This window comes from Hymenobacter guriensis, assembly GCF_015773195.1.
Taxonomy (GTDB): Bacteria; Bacteroidota; Bacteroidia; order Cytophagales; family Hymenobacteraceae; genus Hymenobacter; species Hymenobacter guriensis.
In genome coordinates this window covers 65,932-92,647 of record NZ_JADWYK010000017.1, presented here as the reverse complement: position 1 = coordinate 92,647, position 26,716 = coordinate 65,932, and the positions used below count along the sequence as shown (strand labels likewise).

Genomic DNA, 26,716 nt, shown 5'->3' with positions numbered 1-26,716 from the left:
CGGGGCATTCATAAGCTTTCGTTATGATGCCAAAATCCACCCGAAGCCTTTTCGAGCGCCTATAGCACTGTTATACAGCAGTAAACACAGAAAGGCATTTGCGTTTTCAGAAAAACGTCTTCTACATTTGCTGTACCAATCCTTGCCTAAGCAGGATTGTTTTTAGACAGTGGCGCGTAGCAATCAACTTAACAACGCGTCGTCAACCCACAGCCTTCCGAAACGAAGCTACCCCAAGCCCTGACCACATAAAGCAAGTTGTTGTGGACGCTAACATCCAGCCGTACGCTTTGCCATCTGCCTTCTTTGCTGCTCAGTCTGGCTGTTGTTGCCGCGCTGCTCTGGAGTGGATGGGCATGGTCGTAAGCCGGGGTTGTTGAGCGAGGTCTACCGCTGTTCAGTCTGAGTGCTACACACGAGCACCAAATAGCTTGGGCTAGCCTGACTATCGCGCCTGCAGGGCGGCAAGGGCTGATGCCAAAGCAGGTAGCGCATAGTGCAAAAGCACGTGACGCGCTTTCAGGTTCAGCACCAGAATCCTAGTGCTTCTCTCCTTTGCTCAACCAGCCTAGCTGGCTGCCGGGCACAGTATGGCTTACTCCGCTTTGCACGGTGGTATGGCCATGCCTCGCCCAACTGCACCAGAGTTGGTAGCGCATCCTGGTTTTTTCTTATTCCCGCCTTGAATACCGTTGTCTTAGACAGGCTGGGTAGTAGCTGCAAAAACGGCCTTTCGCTACTCAAAAGCAGAAATTCAAAACTGTTTAGGTCAAACGAAGCTGGCTGCATTCAGCGGATGTGCATTCCTGGCATCAGTTAAAGTGCAATAGCGCCATAGCGTAGCGGCTGATGCGCCGAACTCCATTTCTTCATACCGCAGGCTCGGCGCCAAACCGATGCGCAGCGCCAATCCGCGCTGGCGGCAGGCTACCCGAAAAGTCAAAAACCCTCTTCTTTCCATGAAACATCATTTACCCTTTCTTATACTGGCGCTGGGCGTTGCAGGGACGACAGCGGCGACGCCTTCTACTTCCGGCCGCCTCAGCCTCGTAACTGCGGCGGGGCCGGTTACCGGTAAAGTACTGGACGAAAGCGGGGCCGGCCTGCCGGGCGTGACGGTGCGCGTAAAAGGCACGACCGATGGCACAACCACGGCCCCCGATGGCACCTTCACGCTGCCGGCCGTGGAAGAAAATGCTACCCTCATTTTATCTTTTATCGGCTACAAAGCTCAGGAAATCAAAGCCTCGCGGGCGGCCAACCTGACGGTGCGCCTGGTGCCCGACCAGGGCCAGCTAAACGAAGTGGTGGTAGTGGGCTACGGCACCCAGCAGCGCAAAAACCTGACCGGCTCCATCGTGAAGGTAGACCCCTCGGACACCAAGGAGCTGCCCGTGGGGAGCTTCGATGCCCAGCTGCAGGGCAAGGTGTCGGGCGTGCAGATTTCGTCGAACTCCGGGGTGCCGGGCGGGGCCGTGAACGTGCGGGTGCGGGGGGCCACCACCATCAACGGCTCCAACACGCCGCTGTACGTGGTGGACGGGGTGTTTATGAACAACAACAGCCTGCAAACTATCAGCACCGGCGGCAAGGCCTCCTCCCCCATTGCTGACCTCAACCCGGCCGACATCGAAAATGTGGAGGTGCTAAAAGACGCCGACGCCACGGCTCTGTACGGGGCCCGCGGCGCCAATGGCGTTATCCTGATTACGACCAAGCGCGGCAGCTACAACCAGAAGCCCCGTATCAGCCTGAATGTGTCGCAGGGCTGGGCCAAAGCCGCCAAGCTCTGGGACCTGACTACGGGCCCCGAGCATGCCCGGTTGGTAAACGAAAACTGGCTGAACACCACCGGCCCCACCCCGCATACCACCGAAAACGTGCCCTACCGGCCCATAGCGGCGGGTGGGCGCGGGCTGCCGGAAGAGCAGCCAACCTTCGACCGGCTGGGGCAGGTGTTTCGCACGGCGCGCCTGCAGAACTACGATGTATCGGTGGCCGGGGGCAGCGCCAGCACCCGCTACTACATAGGTGGGGGTTACACCAAGCAGGAGTCCATTCTGCGGCCCATCGGGTTTCAGCGGGCCAGCTTCAAGGTGAACCTCGACCAGCAGCTTTCCGACAAGGTGCAGATTGGGGTGAGCAACTCGTTTTCGCGCACGTTCCGCAACGAGGGCCGCGCCGGCGACGGCCCGGCCGGTGGGCTGCTGCAGGCCGCTCTGCATACGCCTACGCTGCTTTCGCCCTACGATGCCAGCGGCCGGCTGGTGGGCCGCGCCAGCTTCGACAACGTGGAGCTGCTCATCAACAACTACGACGTCAACTCCACCAGCCTGCGCTACATCGGCAACCTCTACGGCGACGTGCAGCTGCTGCCCAACCTGAAGTTCCGCACCAGCTTCGGGGTCGACTACAACAACTACGACGAGGAAGAATACTGGAACACGCTGCTCATTGCCGGCGCCGGCGTGGGCGGGCTGGCTACCTCCAGCATCACCCAGTACACGTCTTTACTCAACGAAAACACGCTGATCTACCGCCAGCAGCTGGGCAAGCACGGCCTGGGCCTGCTGCTGGGGCAGGGGCTGCAGAGCGACACCAACGGCCGCACGTTTGCCCAGGGCACGGGCTTTCCCAACAATGCCTTCCGGGAAATTTCGGCCGCCTCGGTCACGAGCAGCACCAAAAACTGGTCGGCCTACCGGCTGGCGTCGTTTTTCGGGCGGGCCGACTACAACTTCGACGACCGGTACCTGCTGAACGTGAGCTTCCGGGCCGATGGCTCCTCCCGCTTCGGCAAGGCCAACCAGTGGGGCTACTTCCCGAGCGTGGGTGCGGCCTGGCGCATCAAGCAGGAAAGCTTCCTGCAGGACGTGCCTTTTCTGAGCGACCTGAAGCTGCGCGCCTCCTACGGCATCACCGGCAACCAGAACGGCATCGGCAACTTCGCGGCTCGGGGGCTATGGGCAGGCGGGGCCAACTACCTGGGCAGTGCTGGTATTGCACCCCAGCAGCTGGCCAATGCCGACCTGAAGTGGGAGCAAACCTCCCAGGCCAACGTGGGACTGGATGTGGCCTTCTTCGAAGGCCGGGTGGGCCTGGAAGTGAATGCCTACTACAAATACACCAAAAACGGCCTGATTCAGCTAGCCGAGCCGGCCACCACGGGTTTCGGGGGGTACTGGGCCAATGCGGTGGAAGTAAGCAACAAAGGGCTAGAATTTGTGCTGAACACGGTGAACGTGCGCACTGAAGGCTTCAGCTGGAACACCAGCCTGAACGTGGCCAGCAACGCCAACAACATCGAAAAGCTGGCCACGCCCACCAAGTTCGGCAGCCGCGACCTGATTCTGCAGCAAGAAGGCCACCCGCTGTATTCCTTCTGGGTGTACAAGCAGCTGTACGTGGATGCGCAAACCGGTAACGCCGTGTACGACGACGTGAACGGGGACGGCAAGATTACGGCCGCCGACCGGCAGATTGTGGGCAGCATCTGGCCTAAGTTCTTTGGCGGGCTGAGCAATTCCATCAGCTACAAAGGCTTTGATGCCAACGTGCTGGTGGCCTTCCAGTACGGCAACGAAGTGTACAACCACAACCGCTTCTTCGGGGAAGGCGGCGGTGCCCGCGACGAGGCCCGCGTCATCTTCGCCAGCAACCTGGACCGCTGGCAGAAGCCCGGCGACCAGACCAACATCCCCCGCCCCGACGGCATCAACGTGAACAACTACCTCGATGGCGGCAGCCGCTGGCTGGAAGACGGCTCCTTTGTGCGCCTGCGCAACCTGAGCCTGGGCTACACGCTGCCCGCCTCGCTTACCCACGGCGTGTTCAATGGGTCGGTGCGGCTGTACGCACAAGGCACCAACCTGGCGCTGCTCACCAAGTACAGCGGCCTCGACCCCGAGTCGGCGGCCAGCAGCGACGCCAACCAGCAGGGCATTGACCTAGGCACCCCGCCCCAGCCGCGCAGCGTGCAGGTCGGCATCAACGCCACTTTTTAATTCCCCTTCTGAAAGTAGCTGGTAGCTGGGCTGAGGTATCGACCTGCAACCAGAAATCAGGAACCAGAAACCCGAATCATCATGTCTACTGCCTACCTAAAAATCGTCGCTCTTTTCGCTTCCATTGCCCTGACCTTTAGCGTATCGGCCTGCGAGGACTTCCTGGACGTAGCTCCCCGCGAATCGGTAGCCGACGACCAGACCATTACCGACCAGAAATCGGCCGCTACAGCTCTGAACGGGGTGTATAGTGCTCTGGCCAGCGGCGGCTATTACGCCACCAGCTTCCAGAGCATCGGCTACCTGACTGGCGACAACATCAAGTGGACCGGCACCCAGTCGCAGGTGCAGGAGTTCATCAACCACAACGTACGGGCCGACAACTCCACTATCAGCACCGTGTGGTCGTCGATTTACGTGACCATCAACCGCGCCAACCACGTCATCAGCAAAGTGCCCGGCGTGACGGACCCGCTGCTGACCGAGGCGCTGCGCAACCAGTACGTGGGTGAGGCCTACTTCCTGCGGGCTCTGGCTTACTTCGACCTGGCCCGCACTTTCGGCGGGGTGCCTATCATCACTGCGCCTACGCTTACGGCTACTTCCAACCAGGGCATTGCGCGCGCCACGCAGGCCGAAACCTACGCCCAGGCCTTGCGCGACTTGGAGGCGGCCGAGCCCCTGCTGCCCAACCCCGCCACCGTGACCACCAACGACCGGTACCGCGCTACCCAAAAAACGGTGTGGGCCCTGAAAGCGCGGCTGTATCTGTATCAGCAGAACTGGGCCCAGGCTGAGGATTACGCCAGCCGCCTTATCGGCGACAACGCAAACTATCAGCTGGTAGCTCCCTTCAATGCCTGGTTTGCGGGCAACGTGCGTGGCAGCCGTGAGTCGGTATTTGAGGTGTTCTACAACGGCACCACCGAGGTAAACGGCCACCGCGGGCAGTGGCAGCCGACGGCTAACGGCGGCACCCGGCAGTGGGCCCCGAACGATGCGCTGGTGGGCCTGCTTACGGCCGCGCCGAACAACGCGCCCAACGGCCGCAGCACGCTGATTGCGGCGCTGAATCCCACCACCTGGTACGGCAACCTCTACTACCGCAGCCCTGCCTCGGACCCCAGCTACATCTTCCGCATTGCCGAGCTGTATCTGATTCGGGCCGAGGCGCGCGCCCAGCAAGGTAAACTAACCGAAGCACTGGCCGACCTCAATGCTGTGCGGGCCCGCGCCGGGCTGGAAGCCAGTACCGCTGCCACGCTGGAGGAAGCACTGCTGGCCGTGGAAGACGAGCGGCGGCTGGAGTTTGCCCTGGAGCCCCACCGCTGGTTTGACCTGGCGCGCACCGGCCGGGCTACGGCCCTCTTCAAAGACCCGCTGGACCCCAACGCTCCGCTGCCCAACTTCCGCCTGGTGCTGCCCATTCCCATCAGCCAGCTGCAGGTTGATGCGGCCCTCAAGCAAAACGAAGGGTACTAGCCCGGTGGATTTTCCGGCGTGCTACGCCCAGGTATATGATGGACCCCGAAGACTTCTACCACGCCGGCCGTCAGCGGCGGCACATTCCATCGGCGCCTGTCGACTACGATTTTCTTCCCATGCATCTGCACACTCCCATGAGCACAACCTTATCCCCCGCCGCGCCGGTGCTGGAACGGCCGCGTTTCGTAGACCCGGCCCCCAATGCAGCCCCTGAGTACCAGTGGGCGGGCTACGAAAAAGCCCTGTTCCGCTTTGCTTTCCTGTATTTCGCCCTGCAGGTGCTGCCCCTCGACTGGAAGTACTACCGCGACGTAGCCGCCAACTGGTCGGGCTTCTCGTTTGGCGACATCTTCCGGGTGGCGCACTACAGCCCACGCTTTTTCGACGGGCCCGACACGTTCCTCAACTGGGCGGCAGTGGCTTTGCTGGCTGCCGTAGGCGCGGTGGTCTGGAGCTGGATCGATAAAAACCGCCCGGAGTACAACACCCTGTACTACTGGCTGCGGGTGCTGGTACGCTACCGGCTGGCGGCGGGCCTGCTGGCTTATGGCTTCCTCAAGCTTTTCCCTATGCAGTCACCGCCGCCTTCCCTAAGCTTGCTCAACACCCACTACGGCGACCTGAGCAACTGGAAGATTTTCTCGTTGAGTTTGGGCATTGTGCCTTCGTACCAGTCGTTTCTGGGGCTGGTGGAAATCCTGAGCGCGGTGCTGCTGCTGAACCGGCGCACGGCTAGCATCGGGGCCTTCCTCAGCATTTCGTTTCTGGGCAACGTGTTTCTTTCCAACCTGGCCTACGAGGGCGGCGAGTACGTGTACAGCTTCTACCTGCTGGCGCTGGCGTTGGTGGTGCTCTGGTACGATGCCCGCCGCGTAAATGACCTGCTGACCTTGGAGCGCCCGGCCGTTCCGAACCGCTTTCAGCTGGTGCTGCCCGAAAGCTGGCAACGCTCGGGCCGGCAAGTCCTGAAAGCGGGCTTCGTGCTCTTGTTTGTGGGGCTGTACGGCGTGAAAACCTACGCTGCCTACCAGCGCGGCTCCTACCACTACCCTCAGACGCCCGGCCTGCCTGGTGCAGCCGGCCTCTACAACGTGCGCGAGTTCCGGCTAGCGGGCCAGGTGCGCCCTTACTCCGCTACCGACCCGGAGCGCTGGCAGGATGTGGTGCTGGAAAAATGGAACACGCTCAGTGTGCGCTCCAATCGCCCCGTGGCGCTCGACCAGAGCAACACCGAAGCCATTCACTCCCTGGATGCCAACCGCAACTACGAGTTTGCCGGGGCTGCCGGCCGCCATTACTACGCCTATCAGCTCAGCCCCGACGGCCAGACGCTGATGCTGCAGAACCGCAACCCAGGTGAGGGTGCCGATAAGCTCACGCTCCGCCTCACCCGCCCGGATGCCCGCACCATCACGCTCAGCGGCACCGATGCCCAAGGCCGCGACCTGCAGGTGGTGCTGGAAAAGCGCGACAAGAAATACCTGCTCGAAGAAGCCGCCAAAACCGGCCGCCGCGGGGAGCTGAAGCTCTAGCATTTCTCTACCCGAAAACGACTGTTCCGATGTCTACCACCTCTTTCACCCTTGCGCCCGGCCCCGAGGCTCCGGTGGCCCAAGCCAGCCGCTCCGGCTACGCGCCTCCGCCCGTTAAAACGGCCGCCGCGCGGCGGCCCTGGAAACCCTGGCAGCGCGTGCTGTTCCGGGTGGGCTTCCCATTTTTCATTCTCCTTTCCCTGCCCAGCGACCTGGGCTGGTATAAGAACCTATTCACCATCGACTGGCTGCATGGGCATTACCGCGACGTCTACGACATTGCCCGTTTCTCGCCTTCGTTCTTTCTGAAGGGTGGCGCGGAAGGCGGAGCGCCAGCCCTGCTCGGCTACGACAAGTGGTTTATTGCCCTGGGCATTTCGCTGGTCGTTGGCCTGATCTGGACGCTGCTGTCCCGCAAAAAGGAAGAATATGAGGTGCTTTACTACTGGCTGCGCGTGCTAGTGCGCTTCCGGGCCGGCATCGGCATCATTGGCTTTGGCTTCACCAAGGTGTTTCCCACGCAGATGCCTTACCCTTCCATTGGCCTGTTGAACAGTGACTTTGGCGACATGACGGCCCAGAAAATCTTCTGGCTGCAAATCGGCATTGTGCCCTGGTACCAGGTGTTTACGGGCGTGGTAGAAACGCTGGCTGGGGTGATGCTGTTTTTCCGGCGCACCACTTTCCTGGGCGCGGCTCTGCTCCTAGGTGCCCTGGGCGACATCGTATTTGTGAACTTCGCTTACGACGGGGGCGTGCACGTGTACAGCTCCTACTTCGTGCTGCTGGCCGCTTTCCTAATGGTGCAGGACCTGCCCAACCTCTACAACCTGCTGATTCGGGAGCAATACACCGTGCCCCGACACTACTCCCCTCAGTTCAAAGAAGCCTGGCTGCGCTTCACCCGGCTGGGGCTGAAAGTGGCTACTATCGGCATCTTCCTGGTGTACCTGACTTACCTCGAGTACCTCAACTTCACCTACGACCCCTACAAGCAGCCCGCCCAGAAGGGCCTTGCCGAGCTGCGTGGGCTCTACAATGTGGCCGAGTTCCGCCTCAACGGGCAGGTGCTGCCCTACTCCCCGCTCGATAGTGTGCGCTGGCAGCAGGCCACCTTCGAGAAGTGGACCAGCTTCACCTACAAAGTAAACCGCCCCCACAAGCTCGACCTCTCCAACGGCGGCGGCGCGGCCATGCGCGACATCAACCGCACCTTCGAAACGACTGGTCTGGCCGGTGGGCAGCGTGTCTTTTACTATGATGCCGATCCACAAACTCACACACTCTACCTGCAAAGCAAAGTCCTCACCGGCAAAAGAGGTCGGCGCGGTCAGGCCGAGGAAGGCGCCGGAAAAACCACTTCCCAGGTACGCGGCAGCAGCATTCCGGCCGGCCACAGCAACGGCTACGGCGGCGACTATGGCGGCAGCTACGTGGGGGGCAAGGAAGCCGAGCAGCAGGCGAAGTACCAGGCTTCGCTGGCCGGCTGGATCAGCCCCGAAGCCCTGGCGCGCATCGGCGACGAAACCCTGAAAATCAACCCAGCGGCCCTGAGCACCCGGCGCGAGCGGGGCATTAAAGCCGAGCAGAAGCCGGAAAAGCGCGACCGGATGACGCTGACCTACCGCACCACCGACGGCGGCCGGCACGTGGTTCTGCGCGGCCTCAACGAGCGGAAAGATTCCCTCTACGTGGTGTTGGACCGCGTAGACCGCCGGTATACCTTGTCGGAGTCGACGTTGTCGGCCGGCCAATATTGAATCTGATGAGCAAACCTGAGGTTGATGCGGTGGTAGTGGGCTCGGGCCCAAACGGGCTGGCGGCGGCCATTGTGCTGCAGCAGGCCGGCTTGCGGGTGCTGCTGCTTGAAGGCAAAAACGAACTGGGCGGCGGCCTGCGCACGGCCGAGCTGACCCTGCCCGGCTTTCGCCACGACATCTGCTCAGCCATTCACCCGCTGGCGGCCGGCTCCCCGTTTTTCCAGACCCTGCCACTGGCGCAGTATGGCCTGGAATACCTTACCCCGCCCGTAGCCGCCGCTCACCCGTTTGATGACGGCACGGCCGCGGCCCTCGTCAACTCCCTGGCGGCTACGGCCCAGAGTCTGGGGGCCGATGAACCGGCGTACCGGCAGCTGCTGGAGCCGGTAGTAGCCAGCTGGCCCCGCATTGCCAACGACGTGCTGGCCCCGCTACGTTTCCCGGAGCACCCGCTGGACATGGCGCGGTTCGGCCTGTCGGCCCTGCAGCCGGCCACGCTGCTGGCCCGGCGCTTCCAGACCAAAGAAGCCCGGGGGCTGTTTGCGGGCATGGCCGCTCACGCCATTCAGCCGCTCGGCAACCTCACTACCTCGGCCATTGGGCTGGTGCTGCTGGCGGCGGCCCACCGCAAAGGCTGGCCGCTGCCCAAAGGCGGTTCCCAGTCCATTGCCGACGCCCTGGCCGCGCATTTCGTGGCCCTGGGCGGGCAGATTGAAACCGGCACCTACATCCGCTCCCTCGCTCAGCTGCCCTCTGCCAAAGCCGTGCTCTTCGACGTGACGCCCGCCCAGCTGCTGCAGATTGCCGGCCACGATCTGTCGGCCGTGTACCGGTGGCAGCTGCGACGCTACCGCTACGGCATGGGCGTGTTTAAAGTGGACTGGGCGCTGGATGGGCCGATTCCCTTCACGGCCCCCGAGGGCCGGCAAGCCGGCACGGTGCACCTGGGCGGCACCCAGGAGGAAATTGCGGCCAGTGAAAAGGCCACTGCCGCCGGGATGCACCCCGAAAAGCCTTTCGTACTGCTGGCCCAGCAAAGCCTCTTTGACAACACCCGCGCTCCGGCCGGAAAGCACACCGCCTGGGCCTACTGCCACGTGCCGAATGGCTCCACCAAAGACATGACCACCCGCATCGAGCAGCAGTTGGAGCGCTTTGCCCCGGGCTTTCGGGAGCTGATCATCGGCCGGCACACCTTCAATACGGCTCAGCTCGAAGCCTACAATCCCAACTACGTGGGCGGCGACATCAACGGCGGGCGGCTGGATATCAGCCAGCTGTTTACCCGGCCCGCGCTGCGCGCCTCACCCTATCGAACCTCAAAGACCGGGCTGTATCTGTGCTCCTCGGCCACTCCTCCCGGCGGCGGGGTACATGGTATGTGCGGCTACCACGCCGCCCGTCGCGCTCTGCGGGACGTGTTTCAGCTGGAAGCCGCGCCCCTGTACCGCGAAGCCGCTTTGGCCCCGGCCGGCCGCTAATCCTTTTTCTCTCCCTTCGTCTTTTCTTTTCAAGTATGTCAACTGCTGTTAAAACCGTACCGGTCGAATCCACTTTCAGCCTGCACGAAGACTGGGTGGTGGTAGTGCTGGGCGCCCTGCTGATTGGGCTTTCCCTGTCCGGTTTGCCCTTCGCTGTACCCGTGTTCAACTGGGACTCCGCCGCCGACCTGACCGGCAAAGTGCTCAGTTCGGCCAACCTGCTGCTGATTGCCACCCAGTTTGGGTATCTGGCGGCCGTGGGTGCGGTGGGGGCCTGGCTCACCAACCGCTCCCTGAAGAATTACGCCCTGGGCTTCCCCATTGTGTACCTGCTTACGCTGGTGGCGCTGGTAGCCGCCGGCAGCAAAACGGCCCGCAGTCTGGGGTTGGAAGCCGTTATTTTCAGCTTGCTGGCCGGTTTGCTCATCGGCAACCTGCTTGGGCTGCCCGACTGGCTGCGGGCCACGCTCAGCACCGAGCTGTTCGTGAAAATCGGACTGGTGCTGTTGGGCACGAGCGTCATCTTTACCGATATCCTGAAGGCTGGCTCGCTGGGGCTGGTGCAGGCGCTGGTGGTGGTGCTGTCGGTGTGGTACTTCGCGTTCTGGCTGTGCCGCCGGCTGGGCGTGGATGAAGAATTGACCATGATGATTTCCAGCGCCGTGTCTATTTGCGGGGTGTCGGCCGCCATCGCCACGTCGGGGGCCATCAAGGGCGACGCCAAGAAGCTTTCCTACGTCATCTCTCTGGTGCTCATCACGGCCATTCCCATGATGCTGCTCATGCCCTACGCCGCGCACTGGCTGGGCCTTTCGCAGCAGGTCACCGGGGCCTGGCTCGGTGGCAGCATCGATACTACCGGCGCCGTGGTGGCCTCGGGCACGCTGGTGGGCGAAGAAGCCCTGAAAATCAGCACTATCGTTAAGTTTTCGCAGAACGTGCTGCTGGGCGTGGCTGCCTTCGCCATTTCCATGTACTGGACCTACACCCAGCATCCTAACGCCAACGAACCGGGCGCCAAACCCACGCTGGGCGTCATCTGGGAGCGGTTCCCCAAGTTTGTGCTGGGCTTTGTGGCTGCTTCGCTGCTGTTCTCCTTCGTACTGACGCCCGAAACAACAGAGGCTGTGAAAGGCGGGCTGAAGAGTGCTCAGGGGCTGTGGTTTGCGCTGGCTTTCACCAGCATTGGGCTGGAAACCAACTTCAAGGACCTGTTCAAGCACGAAAACAAGAAGCCGCTTTACGCTTTCCTGCTGGCCCAGACCTTCAACATCTTTATCACGCTGCTGATTGCGTATTTCCTGTTCCGCTAGCCTGGAATAGGCTGATTTTCTTTCTAACCTGCTCCGCTGTGCCCACCCGCCGCTTCGCTATACTCACTTGCATGGACGCTCGCCTCGACCCCACGCGCCTGCTGGGCGTGCCCGAAGGCAGCGCCCATGTGCTGCGCAACGCCGGCGGCCGCGTCACCGACGAAACGCTGCAGGCTCTATTGCTCTCCTACCAGGTGCTGGGCACTCGCGAATGGTTTCTCATCCAGCACACCGACTGCGGGGTGCGCCTGCCGGATGAGGCGCTGGCCGCCGTGCTTTCCAGCGCCGTGCCAATGGTCGTCGTTCCGGCTCCAGCTTCTTTTTCGGACCTTACGAAGGCAGTGGCCGCGGATCTGGCCCGCATCCATCAGCATCCGCACCTTCCGGCTGAGGTGCGGGTGTTTGGCTACGTGTACGATGTGCGCCACAATCAGCTGCTGGAAGTGCAGCCCGGCCGCCGCCTCGTGCGCTAGCCGCTTGCTTTTTGATTTATGGAAATTGATATGAAGCTTGATTTGCTGATGCTGGCTGCTCACCCCGACGACGCCGAGCTGGGCTGCGCCGGCACGCTGCTGCGCTATGCCGCGGCCGGGCGGAAAGTGGGCGTGGTCGATCTAACGCGGGGCGAGCTGGGTTCCCGCGGCTCGGCCGAGCTGCGCGACCAGGAAGCGGCCGAAGCGGCCCGCATCCTGGGTCTGCACGTGCGCGAGAACCTGCGCATGCGCGACGGTTTTTTCCGCAACGACGAAGAGCACCAGCGCCGCGTTATCGAGGTCATCCGCCGCTTCCAGCCTGAATTGATTCTGACCAACCCCAACATCGACCGGCACCCCGACCACGGCCGCGCCGCCGACCTGGTGCACGACGCCGCTTTCCTGGCAGGCTTGCCCAAGGTGCAAACCGAGTGGGAAGGCCAGCCGCAGGCGCCCTGGCGGCCCCGGCTGCTACTCCAGGCCATTCATAACAGCTATGTTCGCCCCGATATCGTGGTGGATATTTCTGATTACTGGGAGCAGAAGCTGGCCGCCCTTACCGCTTTCCGCAGCCAGTTCTACCACCCCGAGTACGCCACCGACGAAGTGAAGACCTACATTTCCTCGCCCGATTTTCTGAGCATTCTGGAAGCCCGCAACCGGGAGCTGGGCAGCTACATCGGGGTACAGTTTGCGGAAGGCTACACCAGTCGTCGCCCTATGGGCATCGACGACCTGTTCCTGCTGCGCTGAGTTGAACCGGCTTATTTACTTTCGGGCGCTGGCACCATTTTCCGCCTAGTACTCCCGTTATCCAGCAAGAGCCTGAAACGAAAAGCCGGATGGAAGACCTTAGCAGATCTTCCATCCGGCTTTCTGTGGGCCCAACTGGAATCGAACCAGTGACCTGCTGATTATGAGTCAGCTGCTCTAACCGATTGAGCTATAGGCCCTTTGCGAAACCTGCCGCGGGCGGTTGGTTTCAGCCCTGCAAACTTCGACTTTTGCAGGCGAATTTGCAACCGGCCCCGGCAGAAAGCCCCACATCAGGGCGTCCTGGGGGTATTCTTTGCTCAATCTTCGCCCGTTTTATGGCCCAGAAACCCAACCTGCTGTTCGACTTTGGCGGCGTCATTATTAACATCGACTATCAGCGCACCCTGGATGCCATGGCCCGCCTGCACCGCAGTGGCAGCACCATTGCTTTCACCCAGGCTGCCCAGGCCGAACTGTTTGATCTAATGGAAACCGGCCGCCTCACGCCAGCGGCCTTCCGGGAAGGCCTGCGCACGCACTACGAGCTGGAGGCTACCGACGAGGAGCTGGACGCCGCCTGGAATGCCATGCTGCTGGATGTGCCGGCCGAGCGCCTGGCCTACCTTGCCGAGCTGCGCGCCCAAGGCCACGAAACCGCGCTGCTTTCCAACACCAACCAGATTCATATCGAGGAAATCAACCGGCAACTCAAAACCCAGTATGGCTTAAAGCACGGCATTGCCGACTGCCTCGACCGGGTGTTTTACTCCCAGGAGGTAGGGCTGCGCAAGCCAGGGGAAGAAATTTTTCGGCACGCCCTGCACGAAATGAACTGGCAAGCCGGAGAAACTCTTTTCATCGAGGACAGTTCTCAGCACATCGAAACGGCGCGGCGGCTGGGGCTGCACACGCTGTTTCTGGCTCCGCCCCTTACCCTCACCGATGCCCTCCCCGACGCCCTCCGTGCCTTCCGAGCCACTACCTCTTCCCTTTCCTGACGCACCCGCTCCGGCCGAAGCCGCCCTCATAGATTTCCCCGACTACGAACGGCCTGAACGGCCCCGCTGGCAGCGGTATACGCTTCATCTGCTGCTCTTTCTCGTTACCCTCACTACTACCACGCTGGCCGGGGCTGAGTGGCTGACGGGCAAGGTCTTCTTTATCCGGGGTAATGCATTCAAGCTCAACGGCTGGCTCACGCAGGCCGAAATCCTGCAGGGGCTGTGGTTTTCGGTACCGTTTCTGGGGGTACTCACGGTGCATGAGTTCGGGCACTACTTCACGGCCCGCCGCAACGATATCCGCACCTCGCTGCCGTACTACATTCCGTTTTTTACCGGTTTCTTTAACACGCTGGGCACGTTTGGGGCGGTTATCCGCATCAAGGACCGCATCTACTCGCGGCGGGAATATTTCGATGTGGGCCTGGCCGGGCCGCTGGCCGGGTTTCTGGTGGCCGTGCCCGTACTGATCTACGGCTTCACGCACCTGCCGCCCCTGGAATACCTGTTCAGCATTCATCCTGAGTACAGGGCTTACGGCGCCGACTATGCCCGGTACGTTTACCAATACCAGACAGATAGTTTCACCCTGGCCAAGCCGCTGCTGTACCAGGCGTTGGAGTACGTGTTTGCCGATCCAAGCCGGCTGCCCCACCCCAACGAGCTGATGCATTACCCGGTGCTGCTGGCGGGGGCGCTGTCCTTGTTTTTTACGGCGCTGAACCTGGTGCCTATCGGCCAGCTCGATGGCGGACATATTCTGTACGGGCTGCTGGGCTTTCGGCGGGCCAACCGGCTATCGGCGGCCCTGTTCGTGGCCTTCATTTTTTACGCCGGGCTGGGGCTGTTCACGCTCACTACCAGCGCCGAAACCTGGCTGTACTGGGGTGGGCCGTACGCGCTGTATCTGTTTCTGGTGTTCCGCAAGGCCCTGCCCACGCCCCGGCGCGGTTTGCTGCTGGCGGCGGCCGTGTGGGCCGCGCAGATAGCCCTGGCCTCGGCGGTGCCTGGGCTGCAGGGGCAGCCGGGCTGGCTGGCGTTTGGGCTGCTGCTGGGTACGGTTACGGGCATCTACCACCCGCCGGCCCCCGATGAGCGGCCACTTAGTGCCGGCCGCAAGGTGCTGGGCTGGCTGATGCTGCTTATTTTTGTGCTGTGCTTTACGCCTTCGCCGTTTAGTTCTTAGTTTTTATCCGCTGGGTGCGCGTCTGCCGCGCCGGCATTGTTCATGACGTTTCTGCAATTTTCTCAATCAAATCTGCTGCGGGGCACTACGCTGCTGGTTCTGCGGCGGCATGGGCTGTATGTGAGCCAGCGGCGGCGCAACGGGGTAGCGTGGCTGGAAAGTGAAATTCCCTACGAAGAACTGCTGCCCGTGGCGCTGGAATATGCCGTGCCCGGCCCGCTGGCATTGCCCCGGCCTCTGCTGTGGGTGCTTATGTGGCTGGGGGTGCAGTTTGGCATTCATGCTATGCAGCATGGGGCGGGCCTGGCCGAATGGGTAGCCGTGCTGGCGTTTGGCGCGGGCCTAAGCCTGGTATACCTGGGGCGCCGGTACCTGGGCCGGAGCGTAACGCTCAGCACCAACCGCCTGCGCCTGACGCTACGCGACCAGCCCGGCCGCCGCGACGCGCTGGAAAATTTCACGGATGAACTGCGCCGCCGCGCCCACGGCTACCTGCGCGACGAATATGCCCAGGTGAACCCGCTGGGACCCATCGAGCTGCAGCTGCACCGCCTCAACTGGCTGCACCACCTCAATGTGCTATCGGAAAAGGAGCTGCGCACGCTCAGCACCCGCCTCACCGGCCGCCTGTCGCTGGACTCCATCAAGCTCATGGGCCAGGACCTGGAAACACCTTATCTGAATTAGGGAAACGGTAAGGGTGTCATTGCGAGGCAGAGCTGAAGCAATCCGTCCTGAGCAATACCAGACCCATCTTTTTACCACAAAGCCCCTGACGTCAGCACGGACGTCAGGGGCTTTGCACATTTCAGGGTGTCGAGCGTTGTTCAGGACGGATTGCTTCGGCTCTGCCTCGCAATGACAAGCTCACTAACTCGCTAAATCACTTACTCACTTCTAAACCTACCCCAACGCTGTAACCCCGGGAAGCTCCTTGCCTTCCATGTACTCCAGCAGGGCGCCGCCGCCGGTGCTGATGTAGCTTACCTTCTCTGAGAAACCAAGCTGGTTGACAGCCGCTGCCGAGTCGCCGCCGCCGATGAGGCTGAAGGCGCCCTGCTGGGTAGCATCAGCAATGGCCTGAGCTATGGTTTCGGTTCCTTTAGCGAAGCTGCTCATTTCAAACACACCCATGGGCCCGTTCCAGAGGATGGTTTTGGAGTTGCGTACCACCTCGCTGAATGCCTTGATGGAGTCGGGGCCCAGGTCGAGGCCCATCCAGCCGTCAGGAATCTGGTTGTTCGGCGTCACTTTCGTTTCGGCATCGTTGGCAAACTTGTCGGCAATGAGGCTGTCGGTGGGCAGCAGCAGATTCACGCCTTTGGCTTTGGCTTTTTCAATCAGCTCCAGCGCCAGATCCATCTTGTCGGCCTCCAGCAAGGAATTGCCGATGCTGCCGCCCTGCGCTTTGGCGAAGGTATAGGCCATGCCGCCCCCGATGAGCAGGTTATCTACCTTATCGAGCAGCTTTTCAATGATGAGGATTTTGTCGGAAATCTTGGCCCCGCCCATAATAGCAGTGAAGGGGCGCTCAGCTTCTTCCAGCACTTTTTTGGCGTTGTCCAGCTCGCCCTGCAGCAGGTAGCCGCCCACGCGGTCTGCGGCGGCAAACGACTCAGCAATAACGGCCGTGGAGGCATGCTTACGGTGGGCCGCACCGAATGCGTCGTTCACATACACGTCGCCGAGCTTAGCCAGCTTGGCCGCAAAATCGGCGTTACCTTTCTCTTCCTCAGCATAAAAGCGCACGTTTTCTACCAGCAGTATCTGGCCGGGCTGCAGGGCCTGGGCCTGGGCCTCAGCGTCTAGTGCATCAGTTGCAAACTGTACTTCCTGCCCGTACTCCTCACCCAGGCGGGCCACAATGTGCTTGAGCGAGTACTTGTCCTCGGGGCCACCTTTGGGCCGGCCCAGGTGCGAAAGCAGCACCACCGAGCCGCCATCGGCCAGGATTTTCCGGATAGTGGGCGTAGCGGCCCGGATGCGGGTATCGTCGGTGATGGTGAAGCTTTTGTCGAGCGGCACGTTGAAGTCTACGCGCACCACGGCGCGCTTGCCGGCGAAGTTGTACTGATCGAGGGTTTTCATGGAACAGGAATTGGGTTTGGCTGGGGCGAAGATAGGTAATGAGGTGACACGCGACCGGTGAGTAGTTGTCATTACCAGGGGATACATCGGCCTTTGGTTTGTTGTGCCTTCTTGCAATGACAGATGTTTTACCTTTGCCCTTGATATGAAAATTGGCATCTTCTTCGGTGGCCCGTCGCGCGAGCGGGAAATCAGCTTCGCGGGCGGCCGCACCGTGTACGATAATCTGGATAAGTCCTTGTTTGAGGCCGTGCCCATATTTGTGGACAGCCGCGGCAACTTCATTCAGCTGGAGTGGGAATACATCTATAAAGGCACTATCCGGGACTTCTACCCGCCCGTGTCGGCGCTGCCGCGCACCGAGCTGCCGGTGCAGATGTACTTTGAAAGCCTGGGCGAACTGAGCCAGGATGAGCAGGACCGCATCATCTCGGCAGTAGGCCGCCGCGTGGAGCCCCAGGAGCTAGCTGGCCTCATGGATTTTGCCTTCCTGGCTTTGCACGGCCCGGGCGGTGAGGATGGGGCCATTCAGGGCCTGCTGGAATGGTACGGCATTCCGTACTCGGGCTCCGGCATTCTGCCCTCGGCTTTTGGCATCGATAAAATTGCCCAGAAAAAGCTACTAAAAGCTCTCAACCGTCCCACGCCCGATTTCCGCCTTATCACGGCTGAAGAGTGGGACGTGGCCGATGCGCAGGCTACGCTGGACTATCTGGTGCGGGAGTTGGGCCTACCCTTGGTATTCAAGGCCCCGCGCCAGGGCAGCAGCATCGGCATCAGCATCTTGCGCGAAGCCGACGTGGCCAAGTTTGCCACGGCCGTAGAGCGCAGCCTGTTCCGCAAAACCGTGACACAAGCAGAGTGGCAGGCGCTATCGGAGCAGCAGAAAACCATGTGGCTGCAGCAGCTGGTGGATATCCGCGAGGGTATCGGCCTGCCCGTTGTAGTTTCTAGTTCCTCGTTGCTAGTTGCTAGTTTGAGTGACCAACCAGAAACCAGAAACCAGAAACCAGAAACTCAACTGATTTACCAGCCTGAGCAGCTGCTGAACGCGCTGAACGAGCGGCTGCAAACCGCCGAGGCGGTGCGCCTGACCAGCGTGGAAGGTGAAACCCAGGTGTTGGTGGAAAGCTTCGTACAGGGCCGCGAGTTTTCTTGCATCGTGGTGGAAGACCCCAGCGGGCAGCCGCTGGCCCTACCGCCCACCGAGATTGTGAAGGGCGAGGAAATGTTCGACTACCGCTCGAAATACCTCCCCGGCCTGGCCCGCAAAATCACGCCTATTGACCTGCCTGAAGCGGAAATCCAGCGCATCCGGGAAGCCTGCGAGGAAATGTTCCGCACCTTCGGCTTCCAGGTATATGCCCGCCTCGACGGGTTTATTGGCCCCGATGGTCAGTTGTTTCTCAACGACCCGAACACCACGTCGGGCATGCTGCCGGCCTCGTTCTTTTTCCACCAGGCTGCCGAAATTGGGCTGAACCCCTCGCAGTTCCTCACCTACCTGATTCGCACCTCCCTGGCGGCGCGGCGGCGGGCCGGGCTGAGGCCAGTAAAACTGGCGGGGTTGCTGGCCCGGTTGGATGCGGCCGTGGCCGCCCGGGCTGCTGAGGAGCGTACCCGCACCAAGGTAGCCGTGATTATGGGCGGCTACTCCTCGGAGCGGCACATTTCGGTGGAAAGCGGCCGCAACATCTTCGAGAAGCTCAGCTCCAGCGTCAAGTACGAGCCGGTACCCGTGTTCCTGACCGGCAACAGCCAAGAGTTCCGCCTCTACGTGCTGCCCATCAACGTGATGCTCAAGGACAATGCCGACGACATCCGCGAGAAAGTGGAGCACATGGAAGCGGGCCACGGCCTGCACCCCATTCTGGAGCGCATCCGCCGCGAGGCTTCGGCCATTACCAGCACCTACGCTGGTCAGCCCACGGCCCAGCCCCGGCGCGTTTCCTTTGAGGAGCTGGCGGGCATGGTGGATGAGGTGTTCATTGCCCTGCACGGCCGGCCCGGCGAGGACGGCGCCCTGCAGCGGGAGCTGGAAAAGTTCGGCCTGCCCTACAATGGCTCGGGTGTGGAAAGCTCCAGCATCACCATCAACAAGTTCGAAACCAACAAGCGCCTGCGCGAGGCGGGCCTGCGCGTGGCTGAGCACCGCATGGCCAACCGCCTGGAGTGGGACGCCGACGCCGAAAGCTTCTACCGCAGCCTCGAAACGCAGTTTCCCTACCCCTTCATTGCCAAGCCCGCCGACGACGGCTGCTCCTCGGCGGTGAAGAAAATCAAGAACCGGGCGGAGCTGGAAGCTTTTACCCGCCTGATTTTCCGGGAGCAGGAAGACCTGATGCCCGCCGAAGCTACCACGCTCAGCCTGGGCTTCAAGGAAGAATTCCCGCAGAAGGAAGCTTTCCTGGTAGAAACCCTCATCGACCGCGACGGCGCGGCCCACTTCCTGGAAGTTACGGGCGGCTTGCTCACGCACTGGGACGAGAACGGCCAACTACAGATAGAAGTGTTTGAGGCTTCGGAGGCGTTGGCAACCGGTGAAGTGCTGAGCCTGGAAGAGAAATTCCTGGCCGGCGAAGGCCAGAACATTACCCCAGCCCGCTACGCCGCTGACCTCACGGAGCGCCAGCGCATTTCGGAGGAAGTGAAGAAGGAGCTGCGCCGGGTGGCGGAAATCCTCAACATCCAGGGCTACGCCCGCATTGATGCGTTTGTGCGGGTGCGCCAGAGCGGGGCCGTGGAGGTGATTATCATCGAGGTAAACTCCCTGCCCGGCATGACGCCCGCCACCTGCATCTTCCACCAGACTGCCCTGGCCGGCTACACACCCTACGACTTCATCGACCGGATTCTGGAGTTCGGCAAGCAGCGTACGGAAAAGGCTCAGGTGTAACCAGAACTGTCATTCCGAGCAAAGCGAGGAATCTGAGGTAAGCCGGTGAATGATAACCCCAGATTCCTCGCTTTGCTCGGAATGACAGCATCAATTGAAACTCTGCTGGCTTCTCTCCGGCATAGCTGCCAAATTCCTAGCTTTGCCAGCTACTCGCGCCTTCTACCTCCTTTTCTATCATGTCTTTCTTTAAATCGGATACGCCCCTGGATGTGGTGAAGCACCTGGCCGCCATTGCGGCGCTGGTGGCCCTGCTGGTACTGGGCTTTTTCTACGTGTATCTGCCCTTCACCACCAACCACGGCGAAACCATTGTGGTGCCCAAAATCACGGGCATGAACCAGGAAGCCCTGGAAGATTACCTCGACGAGCGGAACCTGGCCTACTTCGTGGACGACAGCAGCTACGATGCCTCGGTGCGGCCCGGCACCGTGCTCACGCAGGAGCCGCGCCCCGGCGACCGGGTAAAGGAAGGCCGCAAAATCTACATTGCGGTGGCCATGAAAAACCCGCCCGTCATCAAGATGCCCAAGCTCACGGAAGGCTCGGTGAAGAATGCCCAGATGATTCTGAAAAGCTATGATTTGAATGTCGGTCAAATTCAACTGGTGCCCGACCCAGCTCAGAACGCGGTACTCAAGCAGCTGGTGAACGGCAAGGAAATAGCCCCCGGTGCCCCTATTGCCAAAGGCACAAAAGTAGATCTACAAGTAGGTGACGGTCTAGGCAATCAGGAATTCCCGGTGCCCAACGTAGTGAATATGCCCGCCGACGAAGCCGCTACTCTGCTGGCCGGCCAGGGCTTGCTACTGGGTGCTACTTTCTACCAAGCGCCGGAGGAAGGCCAGACCGAGGGCACCGTGGTGCGGCAACGCCCCGTGTCGGCGCCCGGCGCTACCATCCGCACGGGCCAGCTGGTCGATTTGTGGGTGGCCGGCGAGGCGCCCATCAAAGAAGTGAAGTAAGCCCCCTATTTTGTCTGAAAAAAGCCCGCCGCCGCACTGGCCGCGGGCTTTTTTCGTTGAGTGGTTCTCGGATCATGGCGAGCAGCGACGCCATCCGTCCCAGGCAACGTACCAAGCCCTGAAATGCGCTGAAGCTTGGCCAGCGCCAGAAATTGACGGAGCAAAACCTGTGTCTGGTGCTGTTCAGGATGGATGGCGTCGCTGCTCGCCATGATACGAGAACCACATTTTCCACATTAGCGCATACATCCAGTAACTTGCCTACGATGAAGTGTATTTCTATTGTTAATGGCGTGCTGCTGGCGGCCTTGCTCCTGAGCCAGCACGCGTGGGCCCAGGAAGTCAGCCCACTTTCAGCTGATCCGGCCCGCAAGGCGCCAGCTCCACGCGGGGGCGTGGCCGCTCGCCGGGCGGCTTTGGCGCTACCATTCTTCGATGACTTTGCCCAGCAGCCCGAAGGCAACCCCAACGCCGAACACTGGGAGCCCAGCGGCGGCGTGCTGGTCAACAACCGATTTCCGGTAGCGGCGCCCTCGCGCAACGTAGCCACTTTCGACGGGCTGCGGGCCAATGGCGCCCCCTACGGCAGCTCTACCGTGTATAGCGACACCGACACGCTGACCTCCTTACCCATCGACCTGAGCGGGCAAACGCCGGGCGCCAACGTGTACCTGAGCTTTTTTTGGCAGGCGGGCAGCATCGTGGGGGCTCCGTCGGCGGCCAGCTCTTCGCGCACCGTGGCCCTGAGCCTGGAATTTCTGGATAAGAACGACATCTGGCAAACCATCTGGACGCAGCGGAGCACGGGCCAGCGCACCGAGTTTATGCAGGAAATATTCCCGGTGACCGACGAAAAGTACTTGCACGCGGGCTTCCAGTTCCGGCTGCACAGCATCGGCAGCCAGGCCTTTACCCGCGACGCCTGGAGCATCGACTACGTACGCCTGGACCGCAACCGCTCGGCTACTGACCTGGCATTCTTGGATTTCGCCACCAGTGCCCCGCTTTCGTCTTTGCTGAAGCGCTATGCCAGCATGCCGGCCGTGCAGCTGGCCGCGGCTCCTTCCCCCGCCGAGGAGCTCAACGACCAGACGACTACGACCATCAACAACTTTGCCGTGAGCCCCGAGCCGACGCCCATTGAGTGGCGCGGCACGGCCCGGAGCCTGCCCGGTGGCCCCGAGCTGCCGTACGTGACGGGCAACCGCTCAGTGGATGCCAACTCCCGGCAAATCCCGATTACCGGCGACCTGCGCACCGTAGCAAGCCAGCTGCTGACGGGCGCCCCCCAGCGCATCCGCCACACGCTGGTACTCGACGCCCGCGAAACCAACCCACTCACGCAACCCAACGACTCGATTTCGCGCGTAACAGAGCTGGCCGACTACTACGCCTATGACGATGGCACGCCCGAAGCGGCCGTGAACCTGCCGGCCTTGTCGAGCGGCCCGCTTTCCTATTTTGCTTACCGAATTGACCTCAACCGCCCCGACCAGGTGAAGAGCGTGCTGTTATACCCCGAGCTGCCCAACGCGGCGGGCCGCAGCATTACGGTGGCCGTGTGGGAGCTGGGTACTGATGGCAAGCCGAAGCCCGAGCCTAAAGCCAATGCCACCTTCACTGTGCCCGCTACGGCTGGTAGCAATGGGTTTGTAGAAGTCAGCTTTGCCAGCCCGGTGCCCGTGAGCGGCTCGTTTCTGGTGGGCTACGGGCAGCCCTCCATCGGCCAGTTCGTGCGGTTTGGGCTTGATTTGAACAGCACCGTTCCCCAGGATTACCTGTTCTATCAGGCCCAGAACGCCTGGACGACTACCAGCACCACGCCCGCCGGCGCCCCCATGATGCGGCCGGTGATGTCGGGGGTGGTAACGGCCGGTACGGCTGCGGCTGGTGCCGCTACGGTAGCGCTGTTTCCTAACCCCAGCGCCGGGGTGGTGCAGGTGCAGGGCCGCTACCTGCGCGCTACCGTGCTCGATGCGCTGGGCCGCCCGGTGTGGCAGCAGCCCGCCGCCGAGGCCGGGCAACCTGAGCTGCGCCTGACGGGGCTGCCTGCCGGGGTGTATCTGGTGCAGCTGGAGCTGCCGGGCGCGGCCCACGTTACGCGCCGGCTGGTGCTCACGCGCTAAATTTGTTGCGGTGGCCGCAGGCAATGGCAGGCAGCTTTTTTCTGCTGAAATCCGCACCTTTGCCCTGGGTTTTCCGGCTACCGGGAAGCACCATTTTTCTAACCTGCCACCTTCACCTTGCCTTTTTATGGCTGATATCACCCCTACCGAACTCAAACAGCGCCAGGCTGCCGGCGAAAAGCCCACCATCATTGATGTGCGCGAAACCTGGGAAAATGAGGAAGCCCGCATCGAGGGCAGCCGCAATATTCCCCTGAACGAGCTACCCGGCAAGCTCGACGATCTGGAGGATCTGAAAGACCAGGAAGTTATTGTGCACTGCAAAAGCGGGGGGCGCTCGGCCTCAGCCAAGGCATTTCTCACCCAACAGGGCTTTGGCAATGTGCGCAACCTACTGGGCGGCATGCAGGCCTACCAACAAGCGTAGGCGGCCTTTTCTGAAGAGCTTGTGCGGGACCCGGCCATGTGTCGGGTCCCGTTGTTTTTGAGCCGAAGGACAGTTTGCTGAACATTACGCCCTGAATTTTACTTACTCACTGTTAATCGGTTAATCGGGGAACTACATTTTAATTGCACACAATTAAACATTCTACAATCTAACGCGTTAATCTTGCTGAACCAATGAACAAGCCGACTTCTTCTGCCGACCATCCGGAGCTGCTCAAGCTGGAAAACCAGCTGTGCTTTCCGCTGTATGCCGTGTCGCGGATGTTTACCAAAGCCTATCAGCCCTTCCTGCAGCAAATGGACCTCACCTACCCGCAGTACTTGGTGCTGCTGCTGCTGTGGGAACACCGTGAACTGACGGTGAAAGCCCTGGGCGACAAGCTGCTGCTCGACTCGGGCACGCTTACGCCCCTGCTCAAGCGCATGGAGCAGAAGCAGTGGGTGAGCCGCCGCCGCGACCCGCGCGACGAGCGTTCCGTCATCATCGGCATTCAGCCGGCCGGTGATGCGCTGCAACAGCAGGCTTGCCGCATTCCCGAGCACCTGATCGAACGTCTGCAGTTGTCGGTTCCCGAGTTTGAGGCCCTTCGCCAGCAGCTCAACACCTTGTTAACCCGGCTGACCTAGCGCAGCCATTTACTTTTCTTTCTTTATGAAAATCGAGAAAATCTTCACGGCCCAGGCCAAAGCCAAAGGTGGCCGCGACGGTCAGGTAACGTCCAACGACGATGTGCTGAACCTGGCTCTGAGCACCCCAAAAGCTATGGGCGGCCCCGGCAAAGCCGGTGCTACCAACCCCGAGCAGCTTTTTGCCGCCGGCTACGCAGCCTGCTTTGAGGGCGCGCTGGGCGTAGCTGCCCGTCAGGCCGGCGTACGGCTGAACGACGTGACGGTCGAAGCCTTTATCGGCTTTGGTAAAGCAGAAGATGGCGGTTTCGGCATCTCGGCCGATCTGCACGTGAACATTCCCGGCGTAGCCCAAAGCCAGGCCGAGCAGCTGGTAGAAGCCGCTCACGGCATCTGCCCCTACTCGCGCGCTACCCGCGGCAACATTGAGGTAAATCTGGTGGCCACGACCAACCCGGCGTAATCTCTCAGGCAAGCTTCGGCTTTACACAAACCCCGGCTACGCTCGCAGCCGGGGTTTATTGCTTTATTATGAACTGCTAATTTTCAGCTCAGTTCCTTTATTTCTAGTCGCCCGTCGGCCGCGTAGCGCAGTTCGCCTAGCTCCACCAGCTCCCGCAGTTGCGCCGTTACGACGGTGGCCTGACCGGGCGGGAAGTGCGTGAGGACCTCGCGCGGGGTTTGGGGCGTGGCTTTCAGCAGGGTCAGCAGTTGTTCGCGCAGGCTGGCGCTGGACGCCGCTGGCTGCCGGACTTTTTTGCGGGCCAGGCACAGGTCGCACACGCCGCAGGCGGGCGCTTCCAGTTCCCCGAAATATTCCAGCAGCAGCTGTTGCCGACACTCCCCGCCCGCCGCATACCGAATCACTGACTCGGTTTTGTGCAGGGCCAGCTCCCGGGCCTGATGGAGGCGTTTCTGCTCCAATGGCAGCTTGGCCGCATCGAAGCGAGCTGTAGTAAACATAGCCTGCGGCGACTCGTGGCGCGGCTGAAACTGGATGATGCCCGAGCGGTGCAGAAACAGCAGCATCTTGCGCAGCTCCACTACGCTCAGGCGCAGATGCTGGGCCAGGCTGTTCTCTGAAATCCGCTGGAAGCCCGCGAACAGCTCCCCACCGTGGAAACGCAGCAGGCTTTTGATGAGTTGGTCGTGCTGGGCGTTGGCCACCTGAAACCGGTACAAGTCGGTGTGGTCGATGGGGATATGCACACGGGCGGGGTTGTTCACGGCCTCATTCACCTGCACGAAGCCTTCCCGCTCCAGCAGGCGCAGGCTGTTGTGCGCATCCAGGGCTTTGATGCGGTAGGTTTCGGCAAACTGCTGAATGTCGAAATCGAAAGCCACCAGCTCGCCCCCGCCCACGGCCGTGCGCGAGAAATTGGCCAGGGCCTGATACACCCGGCGCACCACCTCCAGCTCGGGAAAGGCCTGCCGGGTGCGGCGGCGCAACTCATCAGCATCGTTGGGGCCATGCAGCAGCACCGCAAAGGCGTACTTCTCGTCACGACCAGCGCGGCCAGCTTCCTGGTAGTAGGCTTCCAGGTTGTCGGGTGCATCGAGGTGCACCACGAGGCGCACGTCGGGCTTATCGATGCCCATCCCGAAGGCATTGGTGGCTACTATGCAGCGCGTTTTGTTGGCCATCCAGTCCTGCTGGGTACGGGCGCGCAGCTCGGCGGACAGCCCGGCGTGGTAGGCGGCGGCGGCCACACCCTGCTGACACAGGTAAGCGGCTGCGTCTTCGGTCTGGCGACGGGTGCGGGCGTACACAATGCTGGTTTTATCGGCGCCCACGCCGCGCACTACTTCCAGCAGGCGCCGCAGCTTGTCTTCCGTGTTCAGCACCGAGTACGACAGGTTGGGGCGGGCAAAGCTCTGCTGAAACACGCGGTGCGTGGCCTCGAACCGCAGCTTCTCTACAATGTCCCGGCGAACCTGCTCCGTAGCGGTAGCCGTGAGGGCTATGCAGGGCACGCCGGGCAGCAGCTCGCGCAGCTCGGCAATGCGCAGGTAAGGCGGCCGGAAGTCGTAGCCCCACTGCGAAAGGCAGTGCGCTTCGTCCACGGCCAGCAAGCTCACCTTCATCTTACTTACCCGCGCCCGGAACATATCCGTGAGCAGCCGCTCCGGCGAAACGTACAGGAACTTCACCGGGCCGTACACGCAATTGTCCAGCGTTTGGTCGATTTCCTGGTGGCTCATGCCCGCGTACACGGCCTCGGCCTTGATGCCGCGCTTGCGCAGGTTGTCTACCTGATCCTTCATCAAGGCAATCAGCGGCGAGACGACCACGCACAGCCCGGGCCGGGCCAGGGCCGGCACCTGAAAGCAGATGCTCTTGCCGCCGCCCGTGGGCAGTAGCGCCAGCACATCCTGCCCCGCTAGCACCGCCCGGATGATATCCTCCTGCAGCGGCCGAAACGCGGTGTGCCCCCACGTCTGACGGAGCACATGCAAAATATCGTCGGTGGGCGGAAGCATATCGGCAAAGGTAGAGTGTGGCCGGGCGCTACGCCAACAGCCAACAAAAAAGCCCGGCTCCTTGCGGAACCGGGCTTTCCAGTATAAATAAGAGC

At 61.5% G+C, this 26,716-nt stretch carries 19 protein-coding genes and 1 tRNA gene; 17 read left to right on the top strand and 3 right to left on the bottom strand.

Going from position 1 to position 26,716, the window contains the following annotated elements:
* Nucleotides 1-959: 959 nt before the first annotated feature.
* The 8 genes from I5L79_RS20400 (at nt 960) to bshB1 (ending at nt 12,801) form a co-directional block, all read left to right on the top strand.
* Nucleotides 960-4,004 carry a SusC/RagA family TonB-linked outer membrane protein gene (locus tag I5L79_RS20400; RefSeq protein ID WP_196956927.1) on the top strand — a complete coding sequence of 1,015 codons (3,045 nt, stop codon included), beginning with the start codon at nt 960-962 and terminating at the stop codon, nt 4,002-4,004.
* Between the two features lie 81 nt (nt 4,005-4,085).
* Entirely contained in the window at nt 4,086-5,486 is a 1,401-nt protein-coding gene (locus I5L79_RS20395; protein ID WP_196956926.1) for a RagB/SusD family nutrient uptake outer membrane protein, read from the top strand.
* Between the two features lie 35 nt (nt 5,487-5,521).
* Complete coding sequence (locus I5L79_RS20390) at nt 5,522-7,021, top strand: DoxX family protein (RefSeq protein ID WP_231403236.1); 1,500 nt, start codon at nt 5,522-5,524, stop codon at nt 7,019-7,021.
* 29 nt (nt 7,022-7,050) lie between these two features.
* Nucleotides 7,051-8,781 (top strand): hypothetical protein, encoded by a 1,731-nt coding sequence (locus I5L79_RS20385; RefSeq protein WP_231403235.1) that lies wholly within the window; start codon nt 7,051-7,053, stop codon nt 8,779-8,781.
* Between the two features lie 5 nt (nt 8,782-8,786).
* Nucleotides 8,787-10,262: a phytoene desaturase family protein gene (locus tag I5L79_RS20380; RefSeq protein WP_196956925.1), complete on the top strand. Its 1,476-nt coding sequence runs from the start codon at nt 8,787-8,789 to the stop codon at nt 10,260-10,262.
* Nucleotides 10,263-10,297: 35 nt separating this feature from the next.
* Entirely contained in the window at nt 10,298-11,575 is a 1,278-nt protein-coding gene (locus I5L79_RS20375; protein WP_196956924.1) for a YeiH family protein, read from the top strand.
* Nucleotides 11,576-11,613: 38 nt separating this feature from the next.
* Nucleotides 11,614-12,048: a beta-class carbonic anhydrase gene (locus I5L79_RS20370; protein WP_196956923.1), complete on the top strand. Its 435-nt coding sequence runs from the start codon at nt 11,614-11,616 to the stop codon at nt 12,046-12,048.
* An 18-nt stretch (nt 12,049-12,066) separates the two neighbouring features.
* Complete coding sequence (gene bshB1, locus I5L79_RS20365) at nt 12,067-12,801, top strand: bacillithiol biosynthesis deacetylase BshB1 (protein ID WP_231403234.1); 735 nt, start codon at nt 12,067-12,069, stop codon at nt 12,799-12,801.
* 126 nt (nt 12,802-12,927) lie between these two features.
* Here bshB1 and I5L79_RS20360 read toward each other — a convergent pair.
* Nucleotides 12,928-13,001 (bottom strand) — tRNA-Ile (locus I5L79_RS20360).
* Nucleotides 13,002-13,139: 138 nt separating this feature from the next.
* Here I5L79_RS20360 and I5L79_RS20355 point away from each other — a divergent pair.
* From I5L79_RS20355 to I5L79_RS20345, 3 genes are read left to right on the top strand one after another with little or no spacing between them, the layout of a single operon-like run.
* Entirely contained in the window at nt 13,140-13,802 is a 663-nt protein-coding gene (locus I5L79_RS20355) for an HAD family hydrolase (RefSeq protein WP_196956922.1), read from the top strand.
* Entirely contained in the window at nt 13,747-14,991 is a 1,245-nt protein-coding gene (locus I5L79_RS20350) for a site-2 protease family protein (protein WP_196956921.1), read from the top strand. Before I5L79_RS20355 ends, I5L79_RS20350 begins: the two co-directional genes overlap by 56 nt.
* Nucleotides 14,992-15,033: 42 nt before the next feature.
* Nucleotides 15,034-15,678 carry a hypothetical protein gene (locus I5L79_RS20345; protein WP_196956920.1) on the top strand — a complete coding sequence of 215 codons (645 nt, stop codon included), beginning with the start codon at nt 15,034-15,036 and terminating at the stop codon, nt 15,676-15,678.
* Between the two features lie 216 nt (nt 15,679-15,894).
* Here I5L79_RS20345 and I5L79_RS20340 read toward each other — a convergent pair whose 3' ends face one another.
* Nucleotides 15,895-17,079 carry a phosphoglycerate kinase gene (locus tag I5L79_RS20340; protein WP_196956919.1) on the bottom strand — a complete coding sequence of 395 codons (1,185 nt, stop codon included), beginning with the start codon at nt 17,077-17,079 and terminating at the stop codon, nt 15,895-15,897.
* A gap of 145 nt (nt 17,080-17,224) precedes the next feature.
* Here I5L79_RS20340 and I5L79_RS20335 point away from each other — a divergent pair, with 145 nt between their 5' ends.
* The 6 genes from I5L79_RS20335 to I5L79_RS20310 all read left to right on the top strand — a co-directional run bounded on the left by I5L79_RS20335 (nt 17,225) and on the right by I5L79_RS20310 (nt 24,603).
* Complete coding sequence (locus I5L79_RS20335) at nt 17,225-19,975, top strand: D-alanine--D-alanine ligase family protein (RefSeq protein WP_196956918.1); 2,751 nt, start codon at nt 17,225-17,227, stop codon at nt 19,973-19,975.
* A 179-nt stretch (nt 19,976-20,154) separates the two neighbouring features.
* Nucleotides 20,155-20,940, top strand: a complete 786-nt coding sequence (locus I5L79_RS20330; RefSeq protein ID WP_196956917.1) for a PASTA domain-containing protein — start codon at nt 20,155-20,157, stop codon at nt 20,938-20,940.
* A 266-nt stretch (nt 20,941-21,206) separates the two neighbouring features.
* A complete protein-coding gene (locus I5L79_RS20325) occupies nt 21,207-23,066 on the top strand; it encodes a T9SS type A sorting domain-containing protein (RefSeq protein ID WP_196956916.1) in 1,860 nt (619 codons plus the stop codon).
* 127 nt (nt 23,067-23,193) lie between these two features.
* Complete coding sequence (locus tag I5L79_RS20320) at nt 23,194-23,493, top strand: rhodanese-like domain-containing protein (RefSeq protein WP_196956915.1); 300 nt, start codon at nt 23,194-23,196, stop codon at nt 23,491-23,493.
* 194 nt (nt 23,494-23,687) lie between these two features.
* Nucleotides 23,688-24,140: a MarR family winged helix-turn-helix transcriptional regulator gene (locus tag I5L79_RS20315; RefSeq protein ID WP_196956914.1), complete on the top strand. Its 453-nt coding sequence runs from the start codon at nt 23,688-23,690 to the stop codon at nt 24,138-24,140.
* 25 nt (nt 24,141-24,165) lie between these two features.
* Complete coding sequence (locus I5L79_RS20310; RefSeq protein WP_196956913.1) at nt 24,166-24,603, top strand: organic hydroperoxide resistance protein; 438 nt, start codon at nt 24,166-24,168, stop codon at nt 24,601-24,603.
* Between the two features lie 83 nt (nt 24,604-24,686).
* On the opposite strand, the gene I5L79_RS20305 is transcribed toward I5L79_RS20310, so the two are convergent.
* Entirely contained in the window at nt 24,687-26,621 is a 1,935-nt protein-coding gene (locus tag I5L79_RS20305) for a RecQ family ATP-dependent DNA helicase (RefSeq protein WP_196956912.1), read from the bottom strand.
* Nucleotides 26,622-26,716: the final 95 nt, after the last annotated feature.